This window comes from Afipia felis ATCC 53690 (assembly GCF_000314735.2).
GTDB classification, from domain to species: Bacteria; Pseudomonadota; Alphaproteobacteria; order Rhizobiales; family Xanthobacteraceae; genus Afipia; species Afipia felis.
The window spans coordinates 1688356-1709209 of record NZ_KB375270.1; the positions used below are offsets into that span (position 1 = coordinate 1688356).

Annotated in this window: 25 protein-coding genes; 8 read left to right on the plus strand and 17 right to left on the minus strand. The window is 61.6% G+C overall.

Annotated features, from left to right (window positions below; translation table 11 throughout):
- Positions 1–14: 14 nt before the first annotated feature.
- The gene (locus HMPREF9697_RS20355; RefSeq protein WP_081602581.1) at positions 15–284 is read right to left on the minus strand and encodes a (2Fe-2S)-binding protein; all 270 of its coding nucleotides are present in this window, start codon (positions 282–284) and stop codon (positions 15–17) included.
- A gap of 359 nt (positions 285–643) precedes the next feature.
- Here HMPREF9697_RS20355 and HMPREF9697_RS07960 point away from each other — a divergent pair, with 359 nt between their 5' ends.
- Entirely contained in the window at positions 644–1000 is a 357-nt protein-coding gene (locus HMPREF9697_RS07960; RefSeq protein ID WP_002716673.1) for a hypothetical protein, read from the plus strand.
- 24 nt (positions 1001–1024) lie between these two features.
- On the opposite strand, the gene HMPREF9697_RS20845 is transcribed toward HMPREF9697_RS07960, so the two are convergent.
- Positions 1025–1186 carry a hypothetical protein gene (locus HMPREF9697_RS20845; RefSeq protein ID WP_157223247.1) on the minus strand — a complete coding sequence of 54 codons (162 nt, stop codon included), beginning with the start codon at positions 1184–1186 and terminating at the stop codon, positions 1025–1027.
- Between the two features lie 48 nt (positions 1187–1234).
- Between HMPREF9697_RS20845 and HMPREF9697_RS07965 the strand changes: the two genes are divergently transcribed.
- The 3 genes from HMPREF9697_RS07965 (at position 1235) to HMPREF9697_RS07975 (ending at position 3494) form a co-directional block, all read left to right on the plus strand.
- Positions 1235–2563 carry a chloride channel protein gene (locus HMPREF9697_RS07965; RefSeq protein WP_002716674.1) on the plus strand — a complete coding sequence of 443 codons (1329 nt, stop codon included), beginning with the start codon at positions 1235–1237 and terminating at the stop codon, positions 2561–2563.
- Between the two features lie 299 nt (positions 2564–2862).
- Positions 2863–3147 carry a hypothetical protein gene (locus tag HMPREF9697_RS07970; RefSeq protein WP_002716675.1) on the plus strand — a complete coding sequence of 95 codons (285 nt, stop codon included), beginning with the start codon at positions 2863–2865 and terminating at the stop codon, positions 3145–3147.
- Positions 3148–3281: 134 nt separating this feature from the next.
- Positions 3282–3494, plus strand: coding sequence for a hypothetical protein (locus HMPREF9697_RS07975; protein WP_002716676.1), 213 nt, complete (start codon positions 3282–3284; stop codon positions 3492–3494).
- A 19-nt stretch (positions 3495–3513) separates the two neighbouring features.
- Here the strand turns inward: HMPREF9697_RS07975 and HMPREF9697_RS07980 are convergent, their stop codons facing one another.
- The 6 genes from HMPREF9697_RS07980 to ettA form a co-directional block, all read right to left on the minus strand.
- The gene (locus HMPREF9697_RS07980; protein WP_051053972.1) at positions 3514–4731 is read right to left on the minus strand and encodes a lytic murein transglycosylase; all 1218 of its coding nucleotides are present in this window, start codon (positions 4729–4731) and stop codon (positions 3514–3516) included.
- A gap of 47 nt (positions 4732–4778) precedes the next feature.
- The gene (locus tag HMPREF9697_RS07985; RefSeq protein ID WP_002716678.1) at positions 4779–5375 is read right to left on the minus strand and encodes a TIGR00645 family protein; all 597 of its coding nucleotides are present in this window, start codon (positions 5373–5375) and stop codon (positions 4779–4781) included.
- Between the two features lie 105 nt (positions 5376–5480).
- Entirely contained in the window at positions 5481–6251 is a 771-nt protein-coding gene (gene tam, locus HMPREF9697_RS07990) for a trans-aconitate 2-methyltransferase (protein WP_002716679.1), read from the minus strand.
- 78 nt (positions 6252–6329) lie between these two features.
- Positions 6330–6752, minus strand: a complete 423-nt coding sequence (locus HMPREF9697_RS07995; protein WP_002716680.1) for a hypothetical protein — start codon at positions 6750–6752, stop codon at positions 6330–6332.
- A gap of 54 nt (positions 6753–6806) precedes the next feature.
- Entirely contained in the window at positions 6807–7325 is a 519-nt protein-coding gene (locus HMPREF9697_RS08000) for a MarR family winged helix-turn-helix transcriptional regulator (RefSeq protein ID WP_002716681.1), read from the minus strand.
- Between the two features lie 7 nt (positions 7326–7332).
- The gene (gene ettA / locus HMPREF9697_RS08005) at positions 7333–8982 is read right to left on the minus strand and encodes an energy-dependent translational throttle protein EttA (RefSeq protein ID WP_002716682.1); all 1650 of its coding nucleotides are present in this window, start codon (positions 8980–8982) and stop codon (positions 7333–7335) included.
- Positions 8983–9451: 469 nt separating this feature from the next.
- Between ettA and gdhA the strand changes: the two genes are divergently transcribed.
- Positions 9452–10795 carry an NADP-specific glutamate dehydrogenase gene (gene gdhA / locus HMPREF9697_RS08010; RefSeq protein WP_002716683.1) on the plus strand — a complete coding sequence of 448 codons (1344 nt, stop codon included), beginning with the start codon at positions 9452–9454 and terminating at the stop codon, positions 10793–10795.
- A gap of 113 nt (positions 10796–10908) precedes the next feature.
- Here the strand turns inward: gdhA and HMPREF9697_RS08015 are convergent, their stop codons facing one another.
- Positions 10909–12069: a L,D-transpeptidase gene (locus tag HMPREF9697_RS08015; protein WP_002716684.1), complete on the minus strand. Its 1161-nt coding sequence runs from the start codon at positions 12067–12069 to the stop codon at positions 10909–10911.
- A gap of 319 nt (positions 12070–12388) precedes the next feature.
- Between HMPREF9697_RS08015 and HMPREF9697_RS08020 the strand changes: the two genes are divergently transcribed.
- The gene (locus tag HMPREF9697_RS08020; protein ID WP_002716685.1) at positions 12389–13063 is read left to right on the plus strand and encodes a hypothetical protein; all 675 of its coding nucleotides are present in this window, start codon (positions 12389–12391) and stop codon (positions 13061–13063) included.
- 47 nt (positions 13064–13110) lie between these two features.
- Here HMPREF9697_RS08020 and sseA read toward each other — a convergent pair whose 3' ends face one another.
- From sseA to HMPREF9697_RS08035, 3 genes are read right to left on the minus strand one after another with little or no spacing between them, the layout of a single operon-like run.
- Positions 13111–13959, minus strand: coding sequence for a 3-mercaptopyruvate sulfurtransferase (gene sseA, locus HMPREF9697_RS08025; RefSeq protein ID WP_002716686.1), 849 nt, complete (start codon positions 13957–13959; stop codon positions 13111–13113).
- A gap of 13 nt (positions 13960–13972) precedes the next feature.
- Positions 13973–14389, minus strand: coding sequence for a rhodanese-like domain-containing protein (locus HMPREF9697_RS08030; RefSeq protein WP_002716687.1), 417 nt, complete (start codon positions 14387–14389; stop codon positions 13973–13975).
- Positions 14390–14412: 23 nt separating this feature from the next.
- Complete coding sequence (locus HMPREF9697_RS08035; RefSeq protein ID WP_002716688.1) at positions 14413–15588, minus strand: vWA domain-containing protein; 1176 nt, start codon at positions 15586–15588, stop codon at positions 14413–14415.
- 173 nt (positions 15589–15761) lie between these two features.
- Between HMPREF9697_RS08035 and HMPREF9697_RS08040 the strand changes: the two genes are divergently transcribed.
- Positions 15762–16604: an AAA family ATPase gene (locus HMPREF9697_RS08040; protein ID WP_002716689.1), complete on the plus strand. Its 843-nt coding sequence runs from the start codon at positions 15762–15764 to the stop codon at positions 16602–16604.
- A 6-nt stretch (positions 16605–16610) separates the two neighbouring features.
- Here HMPREF9697_RS08040 and HMPREF9697_RS08045 read toward each other — a convergent pair whose 3' ends face one another.
- Positions 16611–16886 carry a GIY-YIG nuclease family protein gene (locus HMPREF9697_RS08045; protein WP_002716690.1) on the minus strand — a complete coding sequence of 92 codons (276 nt, stop codon included), beginning with the start codon at positions 16884–16886 and terminating at the stop codon, positions 16611–16613.
- On the minus strand, positions 16887–17207 hold the full coding sequence (locus tag HMPREF9697_RS08050; RefSeq protein WP_002716691.1) for a hypothetical protein: 321 nt from the start codon (positions 17205–17207) through the stop codon (positions 16887–16889).
- A gap of 367 nt (positions 17208–17574) precedes the next feature.
- On the opposite strand from HMPREF9697_RS08050, the gene HMPREF9697_RS08055 reads away from it, so the two are divergent.
- Positions 17575–17817, plus strand: coding sequence for a DUF2188 domain-containing protein (locus HMPREF9697_RS08055; protein WP_002716692.1), 243 nt, complete (start codon positions 17575–17577; stop codon positions 17815–17817).
- A gap of 6 nt (positions 17818–17823) precedes the next feature.
- Here HMPREF9697_RS08055 and HMPREF9697_RS08060 read toward each other — a convergent pair whose 3' ends face one another.
- The 3 genes from HMPREF9697_RS08060 to HMPREF9697_RS08070 all read right to left on the minus strand — a co-directional run bounded on the left by HMPREF9697_RS08060 (position 17824) and on the right by HMPREF9697_RS08070 (position 20759).
- Positions 17824–19392 (minus strand): adenylate/guanylate cyclase domain-containing protein, encoded by a 1569-nt coding sequence (locus HMPREF9697_RS08060; protein WP_002716693.1) that lies wholly within the window; start codon positions 19390–19392, stop codon positions 17824–17826.
- 127 nt (positions 19393–19519) lie between these two features.
- On the minus strand, positions 19520–20332 hold the full coding sequence (locus HMPREF9697_RS08065) for a dienelactone hydrolase family protein (RefSeq protein WP_430642237.1): 813 nt from the start codon (positions 20330–20332) through the stop codon (positions 19520–19522).
- Between the two features lie 262 nt (positions 20333–20594).
- On the minus strand, positions 20595–20759 hold the full coding sequence (locus tag HMPREF9697_RS08070) for a DUF3309 family protein (protein ID WP_002716695.1): 165 nt from the start codon (positions 20757–20759) through the stop codon (positions 20595–20597).
- Positions 20760–20854 lie beyond the last annotated feature (95 nt).

Consider the following 20854-nt stretch of genomic DNA (forward strand, 5'->3'; position numbering starts at 1 on the left):
TGAGGGCTACGGGATCAGGCCGCTTCGGTGAGGGAAGCTTCTTCAACGGAATCAGTGTTGTCCGCCACAGCAGCGGTATGCGGGCAACCGGCGCAGCAGGATTTGGCGCAGGTCCCGAGAGCTTCGTCCATGATCTTGCGGATGGTGCGGGCACAACGGCCACACTGGGCGCTGCAACCGAGGCACCCATAGACCTGCCCTGCCGTCCGGGGAGGCTGCTTTGTGTCAGTGACGACACCGCGAACATCGTGGTCGCTCAACACATTGCAGGAACAGACGATCATCAGCACCAACATTTGGCGGTAAGAGAGGCCCTCTCCGATATGTCATCCTCCCTGACCGGATGCAAAAGCAAAACGCCCAGTTTCAAGCTATTCCAAACTGGACCGTTTCCAGGTTCCGTCTCAACTCGCATCCCTCCCAGTCGGCCCGTTCCGCAAGAATTGGACGCTAACCGATCAACAATCATGGACGAGTGTTACGGCAAAACTGCATAACCTCACGAAAGTCCAATAATTCCAATAATTTAAATTATCCCCAGCGCTGGCGCATTGGCGGTTTCTTAACCGCTTGATCGCATTTTGGTCACATAGCGCACGTACGTCGCGCATGCCTGAACCCCGAAAAATACGAAGTGAGGACCATGCGGATACTTCCGATTGCCATTGCTGTTGCCCTGATGTCGATGAGCGCCCCCGTTGTCGCACAGGAAGCATCGGTCACGCCCGCCAAGGTTTCCACCTTCCGTATCGCGATGAGCGAAGTGGCGATCATGCGCTGCCACGCAGCGCTCAAGCTCAAGGCCGAGCAGGAGAAGTACTGGCCGGCGGTCGTCGCGGCCCTGCGCGCGCTGTCGCGCGGCCCGGTCACCGAGGAAGCGGTTCGCCGCGCGGCTCCGTCCGTCACGCCACTCCTGGAAACTCTCGATGAGCGGCAGCGTCAGGTGGCGATGAATTTCGCGCAGCGCGCGGGCCTCACGCAGTACGCTTCCCTCTTCTGATATTTTCGCATCGCCTCGGCGATGTCAGATCCGGGCTCCGGCGCTGTGCGATGCAATCGGCACAGTGCCGGAGCCTTTTTCGTTTCGGAAGATCGAATGCGCGCCATTCATCTCGCCTGCCGATGTTGTGATGAAAATATCGTCCGCCTCCACCACGAACAGCATGGCGTTTTTGGCACGTACCATGCATGACACGGTTCTGATCAAACAACTCACCGTCGGCATGCCCTGCACATGACACCTTTCCGAAACGAACGTCACGCACGCCTTGCCCGAGTGATTTCAGCCCGCTGGCAGCGACGGGCCATCTTCCTGCTGGGCGGCGTTGCAGTGGGTGGCGCGGCGGTGGGGCTGGCCCTGGCGGCCGATCAGGCACAGGCCGCATTCGCAATGCTGATCGCGAAAGCGCGCTACGCCTCGCTTCTGGTGACGCCGCTCGGCTTCATGCTGTCGGTTTATCTGACCAACAAATATTTCCAGAACGCGCAGGGAAGCGGCATTCCGCAGGCGATTGCCGCGCGTCACCTCACCGATCCGAACGCCCGCAACACACTGGTTTCGATCCGCATTGCCATCGGCAAGGTGCTGCTGACGCTACTCGGCCTCCTCTGCGGCGCATCGGTCGGACGCGAAGGCCCGACGGTGCAGGTCGGCGCATCGATCATGTTCGCGCTCGGCCGTTTTTCTCCGCGCCGACAGCCCGGCCTGATCCTTGCGGGCTCCGCGGCTGGCGTTGCGGCGGCCTTCAATACGCCGCTTGCGGGCATCGTATTCGGCATCGAGGAAATGAGCCGCGCGTTCGAGACGCGAACCAGCAGTCTCATCATCGCGGCCGTCATCGCCGCAGGCCTGACGTCGCTCGCACTGATGGGCAACTACTCCTATTTCGGCAGCACGCCTGCGACGCTTCGCGTGGGCATGGACTGGCTCGCCGTTCCGGTGTGCGGTGTCGTCGGTGGCCTTGCGGGCGGCCTGTTCAGCCGCATTCTCATTCTGATGGCGCGCGGGATTCGAAATCCCGCTGGCCGCGCGATCAAAAGCCATCCACTGCTGTTCGCGCTGGTGTGCGGCTTCGCCGTCGCGATCTGCGGAATTGTATCGGGCGATACGATCTACGGCACCGGCTATGCGCAAGTGAAGGCCGCGCTCGAGGGCGGACACCCCCTGCCGGAAAGTTTCGGCGTACTGAAGTTTCTGGCGACGACGTTTGCCGCGATCGGCGGCATCCCCGGCGGCATTTTCTCGCCATCGCTGGCGATCGGCGCGGGTCTCGGCGCCAATATCGCGGCGCTGTTTCACGACACCGCCTTGAGCGCCCTGATGCTGCTCGGGATGGTGTCCTACTTTGCCGGCGTGGTGCAGGCACCCATCACCGCCTTCGTGATCGTGACCGAGATGACCGACAACCACGCGATGGTGGTGCCGCTGATGACGGCGTCGCTGATCGCCTACGCGAGCTCGCGCTTGATTTGCACGGAAGGCGTGTATCACGCATTGGCAAAAGGCTTTGCCGCCGAGGCTGAGCGGCTCCAGACGACACCTGCCGCCGCGAAAGCGAATTAGGGTTTCGATTCTCTTTCCACGCGTTTCCTCGCGCTCATCGACAGTCGGATTCCGGCAGCCGGGATGCTCGACGAAGGCTCGGCGCGATATTTCGATCGTTTGGAATTGTTCTCAAATTCAATGCCTTGTGAGCGCCTTAATTCGAAATTCAGGCCTGAATATCCGAATTTTTGCTGCGCGGATTAAAAGTTCGTGGCAGAAAGCAGGCGCGCCCGTTCAGCCTCCATTCAAAGCGTCCGGTGCAACCTTCAGGCGCGGTGACCGTTGTCCGGGCCGTTCATAATTCGAAAGGTGAAGCCATGAAGAAGATGATCCTGGCAGCCGCAGCGGCCGTCACGCTTGCAGCAGCAAGCCTCGTTGCGCCTGCGCCGGCAAGTGCGCGCGACGGAGGTGCCGTCGCTGCGGGCGTCCTCGGTGGTCTCGCCGCAGGCGCCATCATTGGCGGCGCTGCCGCGTCCGCTCCTCCGCCGGCCTATTACGGCCCCGGCCCGGCTTACGTCGCCGGCCCGCCCTGCTACTGGCGCCGTGAGCGCTTCTGGGACGGTTACGGCTGGCGCGTCCGTCGCGTTCAGATCTGCGACTAAGCCATTCAGAAGCCGTTTAAGGCTTTGAATACCAACCCCCCTGCCGATCAATCGGCAGGGGGGTTTTGATTCCGATCCCTTAAGGATTGCCATTTCTATTAGCGGGACCACCCGACTGCTCCGAGGAGAGGTCCATGAAGGCCCTGTGCGCCCTGTTCATCATTGCAACAGCCTCGGCCCTGCTCGCCGGTGCGATGCCGGCCATCGCTGCCGATCTTCCGGACAACCGCGCACCGGTTTATGTCCCGCCGCCGCGAGTCTATGTCGTGCCGGGATGCCGTCTCGGCACCGAGCGCTGGTGGGATGGCTACGGCTGGCACGTCCGAAGCATTCAGGTCTGCAACTGATCGCGCAACGGCGTAAAGATCAGCGTCCCGCCTGCATCGCCCGCAACACGCTTTCGCTCGGCCAGCAATCGACCTTCAATCCCGCGCGCTTCTGATAGGCGCCAAGCGCTGCGCGCGTCAGCATGCCCGCCTTGCCGTCAATCTTGTCGGTGTAAAGACCGATGCTCGTGAGCCTGCGTTGCATCGCCTCGACATCGGCGGTGCGCAATTGCGATGACGCCGACCACGCCGTTGCAAACGGCTGGCCGTCATTCATCCGGTCGCTGAGGTGGCCAACGAACAGCACATAGAGGTCGGAGAAGTTGTATTCCTTGATGACGAAGTAGTTCTTCGTCACCAGGAAGGAAGGGCCGTAGATGCCCTCGACCTGCAACAGCGAAGCGGGCGTTGCTTTCTCGGCCGCGCTCAAACGCTGGCCGCGAACCGGCACGAATCCTTCGCGCAGCCATTCGCTGAGTGGCTTCGTCACCTCCGGCACGCCTTCGGTACAATCCGCTTGCGGCGGCGCCTTCACTTCATAGGCCCAGCGGATGCCGCGCTGCCAGCCTTTGTTGACGAGCTGCTGCGCGGCCGAGGCGAGAGCGTCCGGCACCGAAGTCCAGATGTTGACGTGTCCGTCTCTATCGAAATCTACGCCGTGCTTGGCGAGCTCGGACGGCAGGAACTGTGTCAGCCCCGTCGCGCCGCCCCAGGACGTCCGCAACCCCTTGCGCGTGACGTCGCCATGCTGGATCAGCTTCAGCGCCTCGATGAACTCTCCCCGATACTGCTCCTTACGGCGGCCGACATAGGCCTGCGTCGCAAGCACCGTCAGCCCGTCATAGGGCAACTGATAGCGGCCGTAATCGGTCTCCCGTCCCCAGATCGCGAGAATGATAGTGCCCGGCACGCCAAAGCGGCGCTCGATGGCGGCAAGCGTATCGCGATATTTCGCGGCCAGTTGCTGACCATCGACGGCAAGCCGCGCGATGCGCGCTTCTTTGACATAATCCGCTGGCACCTGGACGAATTCAGCCTGCGACGGCGCACCGGTTTTGGGCCGGCCCGGCAGCATCAGATCCGGCAGCTTGTAATCGGGCTTGAGGTCGCGCGTCTGCGTCTCGAACGTCGCGCGCGTGATGCCGGCCTTCTCCGCGTCCGGCCAGAGCGACGCGATGAAGCGGGTGAAGCCTTCATCGGCGGCGCGGGCGGGTGCCGTCCGACCGAGACAGAGTGCAAGGCCAAGACAAAGCGCCAGCGCAAAACCGCGGCAACTGATTGTCCTTGCGACCAAGTCCTGTCCCCTCAATGCGCAGCATGACCGGCTTCATGGCCGGTGGCCTCGAGTCCAGCCGAAATGCGATCCACCCACGCGATGCCGAGCGCGGACAGGACGAACACGACATGAATGATGGTCTGCCACATCACGCCCTCGGTGGTGTAGTTGGTGGTCCGCCCAACCCCGCCAAGGTTGCCTGCCTCAATAAAGGTGCGCAACAGATGGATCGACGAGATGCCGATGATCGCCATCGCGAGTTTGATCTTGAGCACGCTGGCGTTGACGTGGCTCAGCCATTCCGGCTCGTCCGGATGGCCCTGAAGATTGAGGCGCGAAACAAACGTCTCGTAGCCACCGACGATCACCATCACCAGAAGGTTCGAGATCATCACCACATCGATCAGGCTGAGCACCACCAGCATGATCTGCTGCTCGGTAAAATCGAATGAGTGATTGATGAGATGCCAAAGTTCCTTGAGAAAAAGAATGGCGTAGACGCATTGCGCGACGATCAGGCCGACATACAGTGGTAATTGCAGCCAGCGTGAGCTGAAGATCAGCATCGGGATCGGGCGCAGGACTACCCCCTTCGGCGGCAGTGGCGTCTCTGGGGTCATCGACATAAAAGGACAGCTCCGGGAGGTACGAATTCTTGGGCGGGAATCATGCCAGATTCGCCATCCCCGCGCTTTGCCGACCTCGTCGTCCCGACGTTTTTTCCGCCGCCGTCAGCGCACCGCGACCAGGAACAGACGCGGGAAATGCAGCAACACCTTGCCGTCCTGCTGCGGCAAATAGCTCGCCGCTACCCGCGCCGTATATTGCGCGAGGAACTCCTTGCGCTGGGGCACATCCAGCGGGTCGAGAAACGGCCGCAGGCCCGTTCCCTTGACCCACTCGACGATCTCGGTCGCATCATCGAGGGCATGATTGTACCCGGTGTGCCAGATCTCGAATCGAGAGCAATGCGGCTTCAGAGTGTCATAATAGACACGCGGCGGCGGCAGCACATCGCGCAGCCGCGTGACGTTCGAAAGAGCGTCACGCCAGGGCCCGTCCAGCGCCACCTCGCGCATCAGCACATGCGTCGGCTCGGCGAGATTGTCCGGCATCTGCACGGCCAGCACGCCGCCCTGTGGCAGTGCCGAGAGCAGTCTCTTGAGTTGCGAAAGATGGTCGGGCACCCACTGGAAGATCGCATTGGCGAACAGCACGTCGGCATCCGCCGGCGGCCTCCAGTGCGAGATGTTTGCCTCGGTGAATTCGACGCCCGGCAGACGCTCGCGCGCCTGGCGCAGCATGTCGGCGGAAGTATCGATGCCGGTGATCTTCGCAGCCGGCCAGCGTGCTGCGAGAAGCTCGGTGGAATTCCCCGGCCCACAGCCGATGTCGATCACATGGCGCGGCGCGGTTAGCGGGACTTGCGCGAGCAGATCGCGGGATGGACGGGTGCGCTCATCTTCGAATTTGAGATATTGACGCGCATCCCAATCAGCCATCGCGACGCTCCCTCTTGCTGGCAACTTTTTTACGTCACCTCGCGCGCGATGGCCAGATCGGGATTTACGATAGATCGTTCAGCAACCGTTTGCCGCATCGGCGACTTTCTGCCGGGCCGCCTCGCCCGCGACCATAGCTCCCGCGCCGAGCGCCGCACCTGCGACGCCTGAGGCCATGCCGCCGCCGAACGGAATGAAGGAGGCTGCCTGGGACAGAGCCATCGACCCCATCGCGATATTGTTGGCGGATTGCTGCGCGTTCGCCACCGCTTCATGACAGCGCCGCGCGCGTTCCATCGCCTGCCGCTGCGGCCCTGCGCCGTTACGTCTTGCGCGAGGTGCGTCCTTCTCGTTCCCCTGCGCCTTGCGCTTGTTATAGGCTTTGAGGTTCGCTGCCCGCTCGGACGCCGACAGGCCGACGTCGTCCGCCCAGGCCGAGAGGACCGAGCCTGGCGTCAACAGCAACAACGTCAATGCCAATGAGATAAATCGAAGGATCATGATCTTTCCTCTGCAATTGGAAAGATCACTCCTTATCGGCGCCCCGGGCCGCGATCACGCAGGATCGCTTGCAGTTTTGCGGTCATCTTCGGCAGGCGCCGTCCATGCGAAACCGTGTGCGCCCATCAGGCGAATGCGAGAGCGAAGAAACTCCCGGCCGACCGTCTCCAGCCGCTCGGTCGGCAACAGAAACATACGCCGCTTGTCGGCCTCGTCCGTTCGCCGCACCAGCATTCCGGCATATTCCATGTCCTCGACATGGCGCGACACCGTGGCCTCGGTCGCGAACTCCGCGAAGTACGTCGCAAGCTCTTTATGAGTGATGGGCCGTCCGGCCAACCAGCGATGCGCGACGATGCTGAAAATCATGTCCGCTTCGAACACGCTGCGCCAGGGCCGCTTCATCACGCCGGATGCGACCACCTTGCGGCGAAATTCGGCGCGCCACTCCACCCACGCGACATCGATGGCAAGAGCAGCGCGTTCCTGTTCAGTCAGCGCGCTGCTGCCCGCGATCGCGTCCGGTGAGGCCTGCGCGACCGCCTGCGGCGAAAACTTCTCGTTCCCGCTCACCATCGCCTCAACGCGTGAGCTTCTTGTACTTCACGCGATGCGGGATGGCGGCGTCCTGACCGAGACGGCGCAGCTTGTCCTTCTCGTAATCCTGGAAGTTGCCCTCAAACCATTCGACATGGCTGTCGCCCTCGAACGCCAGCATGTGAGTCGCGATGCGGTCGAGGAACCAGCGATCGTGGCTGATGATAACGGCGCAGCCGGCGAAATCCTCAAGTGCTTCTTCCAGCGCGCGCAGCGTATCGACGTCGAGATCGTTGGTCGGTTCGTCGAGCAGCAGCACGTTGGCACCGGACTTCAACATCTTGGCGAGATGCACGCGGTTGCGTTCGCCGCCCGACAGCGCGCCGACCTTCTTCTGCTGGTCCGCGCCCTTGAAGTTGAACGCCGAACAATAGCCGCGAGAGTTCACTTCCTTCTTGCCGAGAAGAATCTGGTCGTTGCCGCCGGAGATTTCCTCCCACACGGTCTTCTTGCCGTCGAGCGCATCGCGCGACTGATCGACATAACCGAGATGCACCGATTCACCCGTGGTGATGGTGCCGGCATCCGGCTTCTCCTGCCCGGTGATCATCTTGAACAGCGTGGACTTACCCGCGCCGTTGGCGCCGATCACGCCGACGATGCCGCCGGGCGGCAGCTTGAAGGTGAGGTTGTCGATCAACAGGCGATCGCCGAAGCCCTTGGTCAGGCCCTCGAAATCGATGACGTTGTTGCCGAGACGCTCGGCCACCGGAATGATGATCTGCGCGGTCTGGGTCTGTTTCTCGCTCGCCTGCTTGAGCAGGTCCTCATAACGCTGATAACGCGCCTTGGACTTGGCCTGACGTGCTTTGGGCGATGACGCAATCCACTCCTGCTCGCGTGCCAGTGTTTTCTGGTGCGCGGCGTCCTCGCGTCCTTCCTGCTCGAGACGCTTCTGCTTCTGCACCAGCCACGACGAGTAGTTGCCCTCGTAGGGAATGCCCTTGCCGCGATCGAGCTCGAGAATCCAGCTCGTGACGTTGTCGAGGAAGTAGCGATCGTGGGTCACGATCAGGATCGCGCCGGGATAGTTGCGCAGATGGCCTTCGAGCCACGACACGGATTCCGCGTCGAGATGGTTGGTCGGCTCGTCCAGCAGCAGCAGGTCCGGCTGATCAAGCAGCAGCTTGCATAGCGCCACGCGGCGGCGCTCGCCGCCCGAGAGCTTGGTGACGTCGGCGTCGTCCGGCGGACAGCGCAGCGCGTCCATCGCCTGATCGACCTTGCTGTCGAGATCCCATAGCCCCTGGGCTTCGATCTCGTCCTGCAGCTTGGTCATCTCATCGGCGGTCTCGTCCGAGTAGTTCACCGCGAGCTCATTGTAGCGGTCGAGAATCGCCTTCTGCTTGGCGACGCCTTCCATCACGTTCTCGCGGACCGACTTGTTCGGATCGAGCTGCGGCTCCTGCTCGAGATAGCCGACACGTGCACCCTCAGCGACCCAGGCCTCGCCGTTATAATCCTTGTCGATGCCGGCCATGATCTTGAGCAGGGTCGATTTGCCCGCGCCGTTGACGCCGAGCACGCCGATCTTGGCGTCCGGATAGAACGAAAGATGGACGTTATCGAGCACTTTGCGGGTGGGATAGGCCTTGGTCAGACCCTGCATGAAATAAACGAACTGGCGCGCCATCGTGATCCTTCAGAGCCTCTCGGGAAGCCAACGTATGTGGGAATTTTGCTTGCTGCTGATGTAATGGGACGGACCGAAAAGGGCAACCATCGGCCGCCTCCGGCTGCTTCGAAAGCACTCAAACGTCAGGTTTTTTCGCCTTTTCCCACGACAAATAAGGCCTTCGGGCCATTGCGTTGACGAACGCCGTCACGCGTACGCGGACAGCGCGGTTCCGAACTGATTTCAAATCGGGCGGGATCGGACAGGCCAGTTGTGGAGCTTCCGGCTGCCGGAAGCCTGGGGAGAAAATCAAACGTCAAGCGCGCAGAATGTCGCACATCCTTTTTCAGCGATTGACGCTGCCCCATGCGCCACCTACCACGATTTTGCGCGCCGGGCGCAAACGACAACATCCAACCATCGCGGGGCCAGTCTTCGAGAGCGGCTGCATATTGTCGTGTCTGAGAACTCACAGGTGAAGGATTAAATGCTCGACGAAAAGCTCCAACCGATTTTTACCGATGTCCTGCGCCGCAATCCCGGCGAAGAAGAATTCCATCAGGCCGTGCGCGAAGTGCTCGACAGCCTCGGCGCCGTCATCGCCAAACATCCGCATTACGCCGAGGACGCTCTGATTGAGCGTATTTGCGAACCCGAGCGCCAGATCATTTTCCGGGTGCCGTGGACGGATGACAAAGGCGACATTCATATCAATCGCGGCTTCCGCGTTCAGTTCAATTCAGCGCTCGGCCCGTTCAAGGGCGGCATTCGCTTCCATCCGACGGTCTATCTCGGCACGATCAAGTTTCTCGGCTTCGAGCAGACGTTCAAGAACGCCCTCACCGGCATGCCGATCGGCGGCGGCAAGGGCGGCTCGGATTTCGATCCGAAGGGACGCTCCGATCGCGAGATCATGCGCTTCTGCCAATCCTTCGTCACGGAGCTGTATCGTCATCTCGGCGAATATACCGACGTGCCTGCGGGCGATATCGGCGTGGGCCAGCGCGAGATCGGCTACATGTTCGGCCACTACAAGCGCATCACCAACCGATACGAATCCGGCGTATTCACCGGCAAGGGCATGACCTGGGGCGGCTCGCAGGTCCGCACCGAGGCGACTGGCTACGGCGCGACCTATTTCGTCGAGCGCATGCTGCGCACGCGCAAGCAGGGTTTCGACGGCAAGAAGGTGATCGTGTCCGGCTCCGGCAACGTCGCCATCTACACCATCGAGAAGGTGCAGGAGCTTGGCGGCCGTGTCATCGCGTGTTCGGATTCGTCGGGCTATGTCGTGGACGAGGCCGGCATCGATCTCGCTTTGCTCAAGGAGATCAAGGAGACGAAGCGCGGCCGTATCTCCGACTATGCAAAGGCCCGTGGCCGCAGCGCGACCTTCGTGCCGGAAGGACGTGTCTGGGATGTTCCCGCGGAAGTCGCGATGCCATCGGCGACGCAGAACGAGCTCAACGGACAGGATGCGCGCACGCTCGTGAAGAACGGTCTGGTCGCGGTGGGCGAAGGCGCCAACATGCCTTCCACGCCGGAAGCGGTTCGTGTCTTCCTCGACGCCGGAATCCTGTTCGCGCCGGGCAAGGCCGCAAACGCCGGCGGCGTTGCGACCAGCGCGCTCGAAATGCAGCAGAACGCCTCGCGCGATTCATGGACCTTCGAGGCAACCGAGAAGCGCCTCGAAACCATCATGCACAACATCCATGACCGTTGCGCCGAGATGGCCGACACCTATGGCGCGCCCGGCAATTATGTGCTCGGCGCCAATGTCGCGGGCTTCATCCGCGTGGCCGAAGCCATGCGCGCGCTCGGTATCGTCTGACAACCGCACGGATCGGCACAATCTCGACCGATCCGCCGCGATGATGTGATGCAAAAAGAAAGGGGCTGGCTCGATGTTCGAGCCAGCCCCTTTTTCGATTCAGAAGGTTGCGTTCAGCGCACCGTCACCGGGCTCGGCAGCGGCGGCACCACCGCCGGTCCCTGATTGGGGACGCCGAGATTGGCGCTGGCGTTCGGCTGACCGGCCGCGCCGTTGCCAACCGAGCCTTGCGGCGCGGCATTGGCGGATCGTCCATACCCAGCCGTATCGACGGCGGGTTGAGTCGCGGCCACAGCCGGGGGAGCACCGCCCGGCAGCACCACCACGCGGGTGCCGACCTTCACGCGATCAAACAGATCTTCGACGTCCTCGTTCAGCATTCCGATACAGCCCGAGGAGACGAACTTGCCGATCGTCGAGGGCTGGTTGGTGCCGTGGATGCGGTACACCGTACTGCCAAGATACATCGCGCGCGCGCCGAGCGGATTGCCGTCGCCACCTGCCATGAAACGCGGCAGATAGGGCTGACGCTCGATCATCTCCGCCGGGGGATGCCAATCCGGCCATTCAGCCTTGCGGGTGATCTTCTGTACGCCGGTCCAGGTGAAGCCGTCACGGCCCACGCGCACGCCATAGCGGATCGCCCGGCCGTGGCCGAGAATGTAATAGAGCTGCGTGTTCGGCGTATCGACGATGATCGTGCCGGCCGGCTCCTTGGTCTGATAATTGACTTCCTGACGGCGCAGGCGCGGCGGCAATTCCTGACGCGGCCCGGTTTCCGGCTGATCATCGGCCGGCAACGTGGCGACCGTCATGGGCCGCCCCTGTGAATCGACGGCCGGACGCGGTGCGCCGGAAGCATCGAGGGCACCGGGCGGACGCGGGCTGTCATAGCCGGACGCGTTCTGCGGCTGGGGCGCTCCCTGCCCGTTATTGGAATAATTCAGCGGCGGTGCATCCGGCGGACGACCATAGCGCGGATCATCCGGCGACAGGATCGGCCCCTGCGGATAGGCCGGCTGCTGCGCGGATGACTGCTGATAGCCCGGCTGCGGCGGACCCGGCTGCTGGAAGCCCGGAGGTGACAGCGAACCGTCACCGCGGTCGCCGACGCGGTCGAAATCCGGCATGCGGTCCTGCTGGGCGGGCTCCGAATAGGGCGCGGGCTGTTGCCCATAATAGCCGGGCTGCTGATAGGTCTGGGCCTGCACGGCCGGAACTCCGGCCAGGCTGGCAGCCAGCACCAGAAGACTTGTCGAAAGGCGGTTGGACATCATGCCCCTATGATAGCGCGAAGCGGAAACCGTATCGTTAATGGCAATCGCTTACGATAGCGGCACATTCAAGACATGAACCAAAAAAGCCTTCCTGTGCTGACTTTTTTGCGACAGTCGGGAACACAAAATCGCTATCCACTGTGAATTCAGGCCCCAACCTGGTTTTCGGCGGCACGCCCGCCCGTCCGGGGCTATCCTTGGATCATCCTGATTCGACGGTGATTTTCAGCTCATTGAGCTCGTGACTGGTGACCCGTCGTTCAAGCAGGGCCTTTGGTTCTCATTTCGCGCGTTTGCAGCAGGACACGATTGCACCATGCTTCCCGGGTTCCGGCTATTGGCGATCACGGTGGTCCTTGCGGCATCCCTGCTGGTGTTCGGACTCGGCGCGGCGGCGTTGCTGCGCGCGACTCACGAGGAGTTCGCCGCGGCTCCGCTGCGGAACCTGCAGACGCCCACCTCCAATTTCGTCGTCGAAACGCCGACGCTTGCGGTGCTGCAGGTCGAACCGCCGATTGCTGAACCGGCCATTGCCGAACCGCCAACCGTCACGCCGCCGGCGGTCGCGCCGTCAATTTCAGAACAGGCAGAACCTGCTCCGGTCCCCGCTCCCGCCCCGCCTCCTGTTGCGGAAGTGGAAGCAGCCAGGCCGGACGATGAGGCGCGCCTTCCGGTCATCATCATTCCCAACCCGCCGCCGATTCCCCTGACTGACGCGATCACGACGGCAAGCGTCGATGGGCCGCCGCAACCGGCAGCCAAGCCTGCTGCAGCGCCTGCATCGGCAATCCAAACCAGATCTGTTGCGAGAAAGCGGGCTGCGCTGCGCGCCAAAGCGCGGGCGCGCGCTCGTGCGCATCATCACTATCGCCGACGCGTCGTCCGCCCGGCGCCGCCACCGCCCGTGGAGCAAACCTTCTTCCCGCTATTCGGTCCCGCGACAACTACGACCACGCCAACTGTCGCAAACACCGTTCCGCCGCGTCAGTAGGAAAACGCCCTCGTGGTTTTCAATCGAGCAAAACTAGAGCCCGGCCTTCACGGCTTTCCGGTTGCGATTGGCGGCCCGTCGGGAAGTCCCCACTCCGCCCATGAGCCGTCATAGAGCGCGCTGTCCACGCCAAGACGCGCCAGCGCAAGCGACAGCACGCCAGCTGTTACACCCGAACCGCAGGAGGTGACAATCGGGCGGCCAAGATCGGCATGAGCCGCGCTGAAAATCTTCCGCAGGTCACTCGCGGAGCGCATCTCACCCGTCGCCGGATCGATCACGTCGGTAAACGGCACGTTGAGGCTGCCCGGAATGCGTCCGGAACGGCGGCCCGGCCATGGCTCGGGCGCGGTGCCTTCATATCGCTCGCGCGAGCGCGCATCGATCACCTGCTCGCTGCGGCTCTCGACATTCTTCCGCATATCTTCAAGACCGCGCACCCGTTTTTCATTAAACCGTGCGTGAAAGGTTTTCGGCGCAGGTGTCACCGCCGCACTCTCGACCGCGCCGCTTTCGGCGATCCATTTCTTCAACCCGCCATCCAGCACCTTGACGCGGTCGTGACCGAACACACCGAACATCCACCACGCACGCGGCGCGCCCATGTAGTCGCCGCGATCATAGATCACAACGAGATCGTCGTTACCGATGCCGAGCCCACCGACATCGCGCGCGAACTGATCGGCCTGCGGCAACATATGCGGCAGCGAACGCGAACGATCCGCGACCTGATCGACGTCTAAGAACACAGCGCCCGGAATATGACGCGCGGCATGTTCCTCGGCTGCCGTGGGCGGCCGCATTGCCGGCATGCGGTAAGCTGCATCGACGATTCTGACGTCAGAATCGATGAGGTGTTCGCGCAACCATGACGTTGAAACCAGCGGATCACTCATGATCAATCCTCAATCACTCTTTGGGCTTGTGGGGCTCGACACGCTCGATCGGGCCGCCCGCCTCGCGCCATGCGGTGAAACCACCCGCAAGATGCGCGACGGGCTTTAGTCCCATGTCCTGCGCGGTCTTGGCTGCCAGCGCCGAACGCCAGCCTGACGCACAGTGAAAAACAAATTTCTTGTCCTGCTGAAAGGCGGGTTTCGCATACGGGCTTTCCGGGTCGAGCCAGAATTCGAGCATCCCGCGCGGACAGTGAAACGCACCGGGGATGCGGCCTTCGCGTTCGATCTCGCGCGGATCGCGCAGATCGACGATGAGGATGTTCTCATCTTTCGCTGACGCAATCAGGTCGGGAGCCTTGATTGCCTCGACCTCACGGTTGGCTTCGTCGAGCAGCGTCTTGATGCCGCGGTGAATTGTCTGAGCCATGGGACCTCCTGATAATTTCGTAGTTATCGCACCAGCTCGCGAATGGCCCCTTCGAGGCCTTCGAGCGTCAGCGGATACATCCGGTTCTCGAGCAGTTTGCGGATCATCGCGGTGGATTCCGAATAATCCCAATAGCGCCGTTGCTCAGGGTTGAGCCAGACGACATGCGGATAGGTCTGGAGCACCCGCTGCAACCACACCGCGCCCGGCTCGGCGTTGACGTGCTCGACCGAACCGCCCGGCACCGCGATTTCGTAAGGGCTCATCGCCGCATCGCCGACGAAGATCACCTTATAATCCGACGGGTATTTGTGCAGCACGTCCCACGTCGGAATCCGCTCGTTGAAGCGCCGGCTGTTGTTCCTCCACACGCTCTCATAGAGACAGTTGTGGAAGTAGAAATACTCCATGTGCTTGAATTCGGTCCGCGCTGCCGAAAATAATTCTTCGACCTGCGCGATATAGGCATCCATCGATCCGCCGATGTCGAAAAAAATCAGCACCTTGACCGCGTTGTGCCGTTCCGGCCGCAGATGCACGTCGAGATAGCCGCGGTTGGCCGACTGCTTGATGGTGGTGTCGAGATCGAGTTCTTCCGCGGCGCCGGTGCGGGCGAACTTCCGCAGCCGCCGCAACGCCACCTTGATGTTGCGCACGCCGAGTTCGACATTGCCGTCGAGGTCCTTGAACTCGCGACGGTCCCAGACCTTCACGGCACGGAAATTCCGGTTTCCGTCCTGCCCGATGCGGATGCCCGCCGGATTGTAGCCGTATGCTCCAAACGGCGAGGTGCCGCCGGTACCGATCCATTTGTTGCCGCCCTGATGGCGCTTCTTCTGCTCCTCAAGCCGCTTGCGGAGCGTGTCCATCAGCTTATTCCAGTCGAGCCCCTCGAGCTTGGCCTTTTCCTCATCGCTCAGATATTTCTCGGTGAGCTTCTTCAGCCAGTCCGCCGGAATCTCAGCTCCCTCGATAGCTTCGGAGAGCGACTCCAGCCCCTTGAAGGTCTCGCCGAACACGCGGTCGAACTTGTCGAGGTTGCGCTCGTCCTTCACCAGCGCCGCGCGGGACAGGTAGTAGAAATGCTCGACGTTATAGTCGGCGAGGTCCGCGTCGAGCGCCTCCATCAAGGTGAGGTACTCGCGTAGCGTGACCGGCACATTGGCCTGCCGCAACGATGTAAAGAATTGCAGGAACATCGTGCGACGTTCGCGCAAGGGTGCCTGCCCGTCAAGCGCGCCAGGCTGCAGGTTTGCGCTTTACCGGAGCGGCTTTTTGCCTACATTGTGAAGGTCTTGCAGGGCTTTTTTGGAAAGTATCTTCATATCCGTCCGCGAAAGCCTGCCCTCCTCCGTAATCCAAGAATGGCTCCATGAAATTCACCGGCACCGAGAATTACGTCGCAACCGACGACCTCAAGGTCGCGGTCAACGCAGCAATCTACCTGCAACGCCCGCTGCTGGTGAAAGGCGAGCCCGGCACAGGCAAGACCGTGCTCGCGGAGGAGATCGCGCAGGGGCTCAACGCGCCGCTGCTGACATGGCACGTCAAGTCCACCACCAAGGCGCAACAGGGGCTTTATGAATACGACGCGGTGTCGCGCCTGCGCGACAGCCAGCTCGGCGACCCGCGCGTGTCGGAGATCGCCAACTACATCAAGCGCGGCAAATTGTGGGAGGCGTTCACCCATTCAACGCGGCCGGTGCTTCTGATCGACGAGATCGACAAGGCCGACATCGAATTCCCGAACGACCTTCTGCTCGAACTCGACCGCATGGAATTCCATGTCTATGAGACCGGCGAAACCATCAAGGCACACCAGCGCCCGATCATCGTCATCACCTCCAACAACGAGAAGGAACTGCCGGACGCCTTCCTGCGCCGCTGCTTCTTTCACTACATCAAGTTTCCCGAGGTCGAGACGATGAAGGCGATCGTCGAGGTGCATTTTCCCGACATCAAGCAGCGGCTTGTCGATGAGGCGTTGCGGCTGTTCTTTGATCTGCGCGACATGCCGGGCCTGAAGAAAAAGCCGTCAACTTCCGAGTTGCTGGACTGGCTGAAGCTGCTCCTCAACGAGGATATTACGCCCGAAGTGCTGCGCGAGAGCGATCCGCGCAAGATGATCCCGCCACTGCACGGCGCGCTGCTGAAGAACGAGCAGGATGTGCACCTGTTCGAGCGTGTTGCCTTCCTCAATCGGCGCGAAAAATAACCCGCCTCAATCCGGCACGACTTTTTGCGTCAGCCGTTTTCTGAAGGCGCGGTCACGCTTGAGATGCCATTCGCGGCTCATCGCCTCGTTGCGGGACGCGAACGTCTCCACATGCAGAAGCACCCATGAACGGCCGCGCGTCGAGCGCGCGCCGGTGCCTGCATTGTGCTGCGCGAGCCGCCGTTCGACATCGTTGGTCCAGCCGACATAGGTGCTGGCGCGGCCCTTGTGCAGGCAGCCGAGCACGTAAACGAAACTAGCGTCGGCTTGCACGTCGCTCATTTACTTCGCGGCCGGTTCTTTCGGCTTGGCGGGAGGGGCTGCGGATTTCGCGGCCTGCAATTCGTTGACCTTGGTCTGGAGACCGACGACGGATGCTTTCAGCGCGTCGATCTGCCGGTTCGTGGCGTCCAGCTTCTGCTGATTGTCCTGCGTGAGCTTGGCAATGCTCCGCATCAGGAAGTTGACATTGCTCTGGAGGCAGCTCGTCCGCCGCTCCATGCTTTTTTCGGCGGTGCAAATCTCGATGCCGGGTACGTCCTGCGCCACCGCCTGCCCGATCAGCGTCAGTGTCATCGCCAGCACGGCGCTCGATTTCCACATGAGACTCTCCCGGCCCGATCTTGCGGCGCTGGTGCTCCATTTTGCGACGGACACCTCAACGCGCCTTAACCTTTGGAACACGCGCGGAACGAAACGCGCCCGAATCAGCGATTCATAGCACAGCCGGTTTCGTTCGCGACAAGATGTGGTGTCACGCATGCCCTGCGCATCTATTTGAAGCTCGGCCGTTTGCGATTTTTTGGCCCCCAACGTGTGAAAGTCTTAACGCCACCCTATTGAGGCCGGCCGGGGACCTCCCATCTGTCCTGTGAGGCCGGATTCTGCCCGAACCCGGAACTGAAACTGTACGTTGAGCGCCAGGAAACAGAGCCAAGAAACGACGCAACGACAAGACAGAGGCGATGACATGACCAAGGTCGTCTACCAGATCGTCGAACACGACGGGGGCTGGGCCTACAAATTCAACGGCGTGTTTTCCGAAACCTACCCCACCCGCAAGGCGGCCTACGACGCCGCGAACGCGGCCGCGCTGGAGCAGCGGGTGCCCGGACGCACCGAGGTCATCCAATACGAAGACACTGACGGCAAGTGGCACGAGGAGACCGCAAGAGGCAGCGACCGTCCCTCGACAGAAGTAGCCGACGAATGAATCCGCTCAGGCCGGTTTTGCCTGCCCAGCTTCCAGCGAGGCCATTGCCTCGGCCAGAATGGACTTCACTCGCTCGGCATCCGCAGGCGCCACCGCGCTCGGATTGAAATAAAGATCGAGCCCGGCCATTCGCTCCACCACGATGTCGCGCTTGCCACCGCCCTCGTCCAGCACCCGATCCACCGCATAGGGCACGACCTGACGGGAAATGCCTTTCATCGTGATCGGGGCAAGCTCATGCGCGACGACATCGCCGCGCACCAGCGCATAGGTTTCGTAGCTGAGAACGATCTGGCCCGGCCTCGCGATCGATTGAAGCCGCGCCGCGAGGTTCGCTTCCGCGCCGATGATGGTGTAGTCCATCCGGTCGTTGCTGCCGAAATTGCCGACATTGCAAAAACCGGAATTGATGCCCATGCGAACCTGAAACGGCTCCTCGATGCCGGCATGGCGCCATTTCGCGTTGAGCTCCGTGAGGCGACGCTGCATCTCCCACGCCATCTTCAGACAGGCCTGCGCATCGGCAACATCGCCTTTGGTTTCCGGGTCGCCGAAGAAAATCAGCATCGCGTCGCCAATAAACTTGTCGATGGTACCGCCATAGGACAACGCAATGGCCGACATCTCGGTGAAATACTCGTTCAGCAATTGCGTGATGAGTTCGGGCTGCAGCCGCTCCGTCGTCGCGGTGAAATTCTGAATGTCGGAGAAGAAGATGGTGAGCTTCTTGCGCTCGGTGTGGATGGTCACATCCTTCCGGCCGCTGAAAATGCTGGTGTAGATCTGCGGCGAGATATACCGGGAAATCTTCATCGACAGCGTCGCGAGAAAATCGTTCGCCGACTCCAACTCGGAGTTCATGTGGCGGATCGTGCGGCCCTGCTTCAGTTGCAGCGTCAGGAAGGAAATGCCACTGATCGCCGCCAGCACGAAATAGGCCAGCAGCCATTTGAACGAAAAAATGTTCGCCGCGATCGGCTGCGTGATGTCGATTTCCTGAATCGCACGCACGTCGCCGACCTTCCAGTCGCGCTTCGGGCTTTCGGGATGGGTGTTGTGGCAACTGACGCAGGCCGCTCCCATCGTCACCGGCACGATATAGCGGACGCGATCGTGAAACGGGCTCCAGTCTGAATGCACCAGCGACTGCTTCGGATTTTCCCGCAGGCTGGCGAGCGACTGCTTCTCGAAGGCGTCGAGGTTATGCGGCGCGCGGTTAGCGAAGGGATAGTCCGAGACGAAGCGGTAGTGGATGTTCTTCTGCTGGTCGCTGATGACGGCGCCAAGTTCGAGCGACAGCGTGGCGGGAATCGGAATCGCGCCCGGTATCTCCTCGTAATTGTGCACCACCTGCGTCGAGCCCGGCGACGCCAGCACCCGCGCCACCACGTTGCGGGCGTAATAGCCGCGCACACCGGTGATGACGGAATTCAGATCGCTCGCCTGTCTGCGGAGCGAGGCTTCCGTCAGGTTGGTGAGATCCATCCAGACCGCAAGCGGCAGTGCCGCCAGCAGACCCACGATGACAAGTCCCGCGACGATGCCGCGGGACTTTGCGCCCTTTGCCTTTTCCATTGCCGCCCCTGACAGCAGACCGTCTATGGCCGCCTCGTGCCCCCGAAGTTCGCTTCAGAAAGCAAACTTCTGAACCACCATACGAGCGCCATTGTCGGCCATGTCCGGGCAGATCGGCAAGCCGGGGTTAGCTCAAAACATTGTATTTCTTGAACCAGGCCTGCATCTCGGCCCATGCCTGTTCGGCCTGCTCCTTGCGATAGCTCGGCCGGTAATCGGCGTGGAAGCCATGCGGCGCGCCGGGAAAGATATGGAATTCCGCCGGCTTTTTCGCTGCCGCAAGCGCCGCCTTCATCTGCTCGACCTGCGCGGGCGGGATACCCTGATCTTCCGCGCCGTAAAGGCCAAGCACCGGCGCTTTCATCTCGGCAGCCAACTGCATCGGGCTTTTCGGCCAGAGCGGATTGGGTGGATCGATCAGCGAGCCATAGAACGCAACGCCTGCCTTCAACTGCCCGCTATGGGCGGCATATTCCCACACGCTGCGCCCGCCCCGGCAGAAACCGATGATGCCGAGCCGGTTGCCGTCGCCGCCTTGCGACTTCGCCCATTCCGCCGTGGCATCGAGATCGGAGAGCAACTCACTATCCGGCTTGGCGTTGACGATCGGCATCAGCTTCGGGATTTCAGTGATCTTGGTGAGATCCACGCCGGCGCGATAGTAATAATCCGGCGCGACCGCGAACGCGCCCAGCTTGGCGAGCCGGCGCGTCACATCCTTGATGTATTCGTGCAGCCCGAACACCTCCATCGCCACCAGAATGATGGGTGGATTTTTCGCGCCCGCCGGTCGGGCGAAATAGCCAGGCATCTCGCCGTCTTTCACCTTGATGGCGGCAGGTCCGGTGTCCAGCCCGTTGGTGTCGGTGGTGATGACATCGGCCCGCACCGGGCCGGCCGCCAGCGAATAACCTGCTGCGGCCGCAGCGGTGGCCGTCATGAAGCCCCGCCGCGTAAAAGGCGCGACCTTAGTCAGCCCGATTTCGTCCGAAGCCAATGCGGAATTCAATGTCATCTCGCGCTCCCTTTGAGGTTCTGTAGCCGAACCGATCGCCGATCTTACGCCGCCTGTATTGCGGCGGTAAATCAACCACCCGGGACCGCCTCGGCCAAATCAACTGCTAGGGAGCAGCGCAGATGCGGCATTATGCGCACCATACAAAAAAGCCCGCCAAGAGGGCGGGCTTTTCCGGTTCAGTAAATCAGATGCGTCCCATCAATAGCAGGATCACAAGAATAATAATGACGAGGCCGATACCGCCGCCACCGTAATAACCTGTACCGTAAAACGGGCCGCCGCCGATGCCGCTGAAACCGCCGAGCAAAGCAATAATCAGGATAATCAGAATTATCGTGCCGAGTGACATGTGGATCTCCTCAATCCCGTGATGCCAGCCCAACGGACGATCAAAAATTTCGTTCCCGAAACGCAACCCGCATATTGCACGCGCGCGGCAAGCCT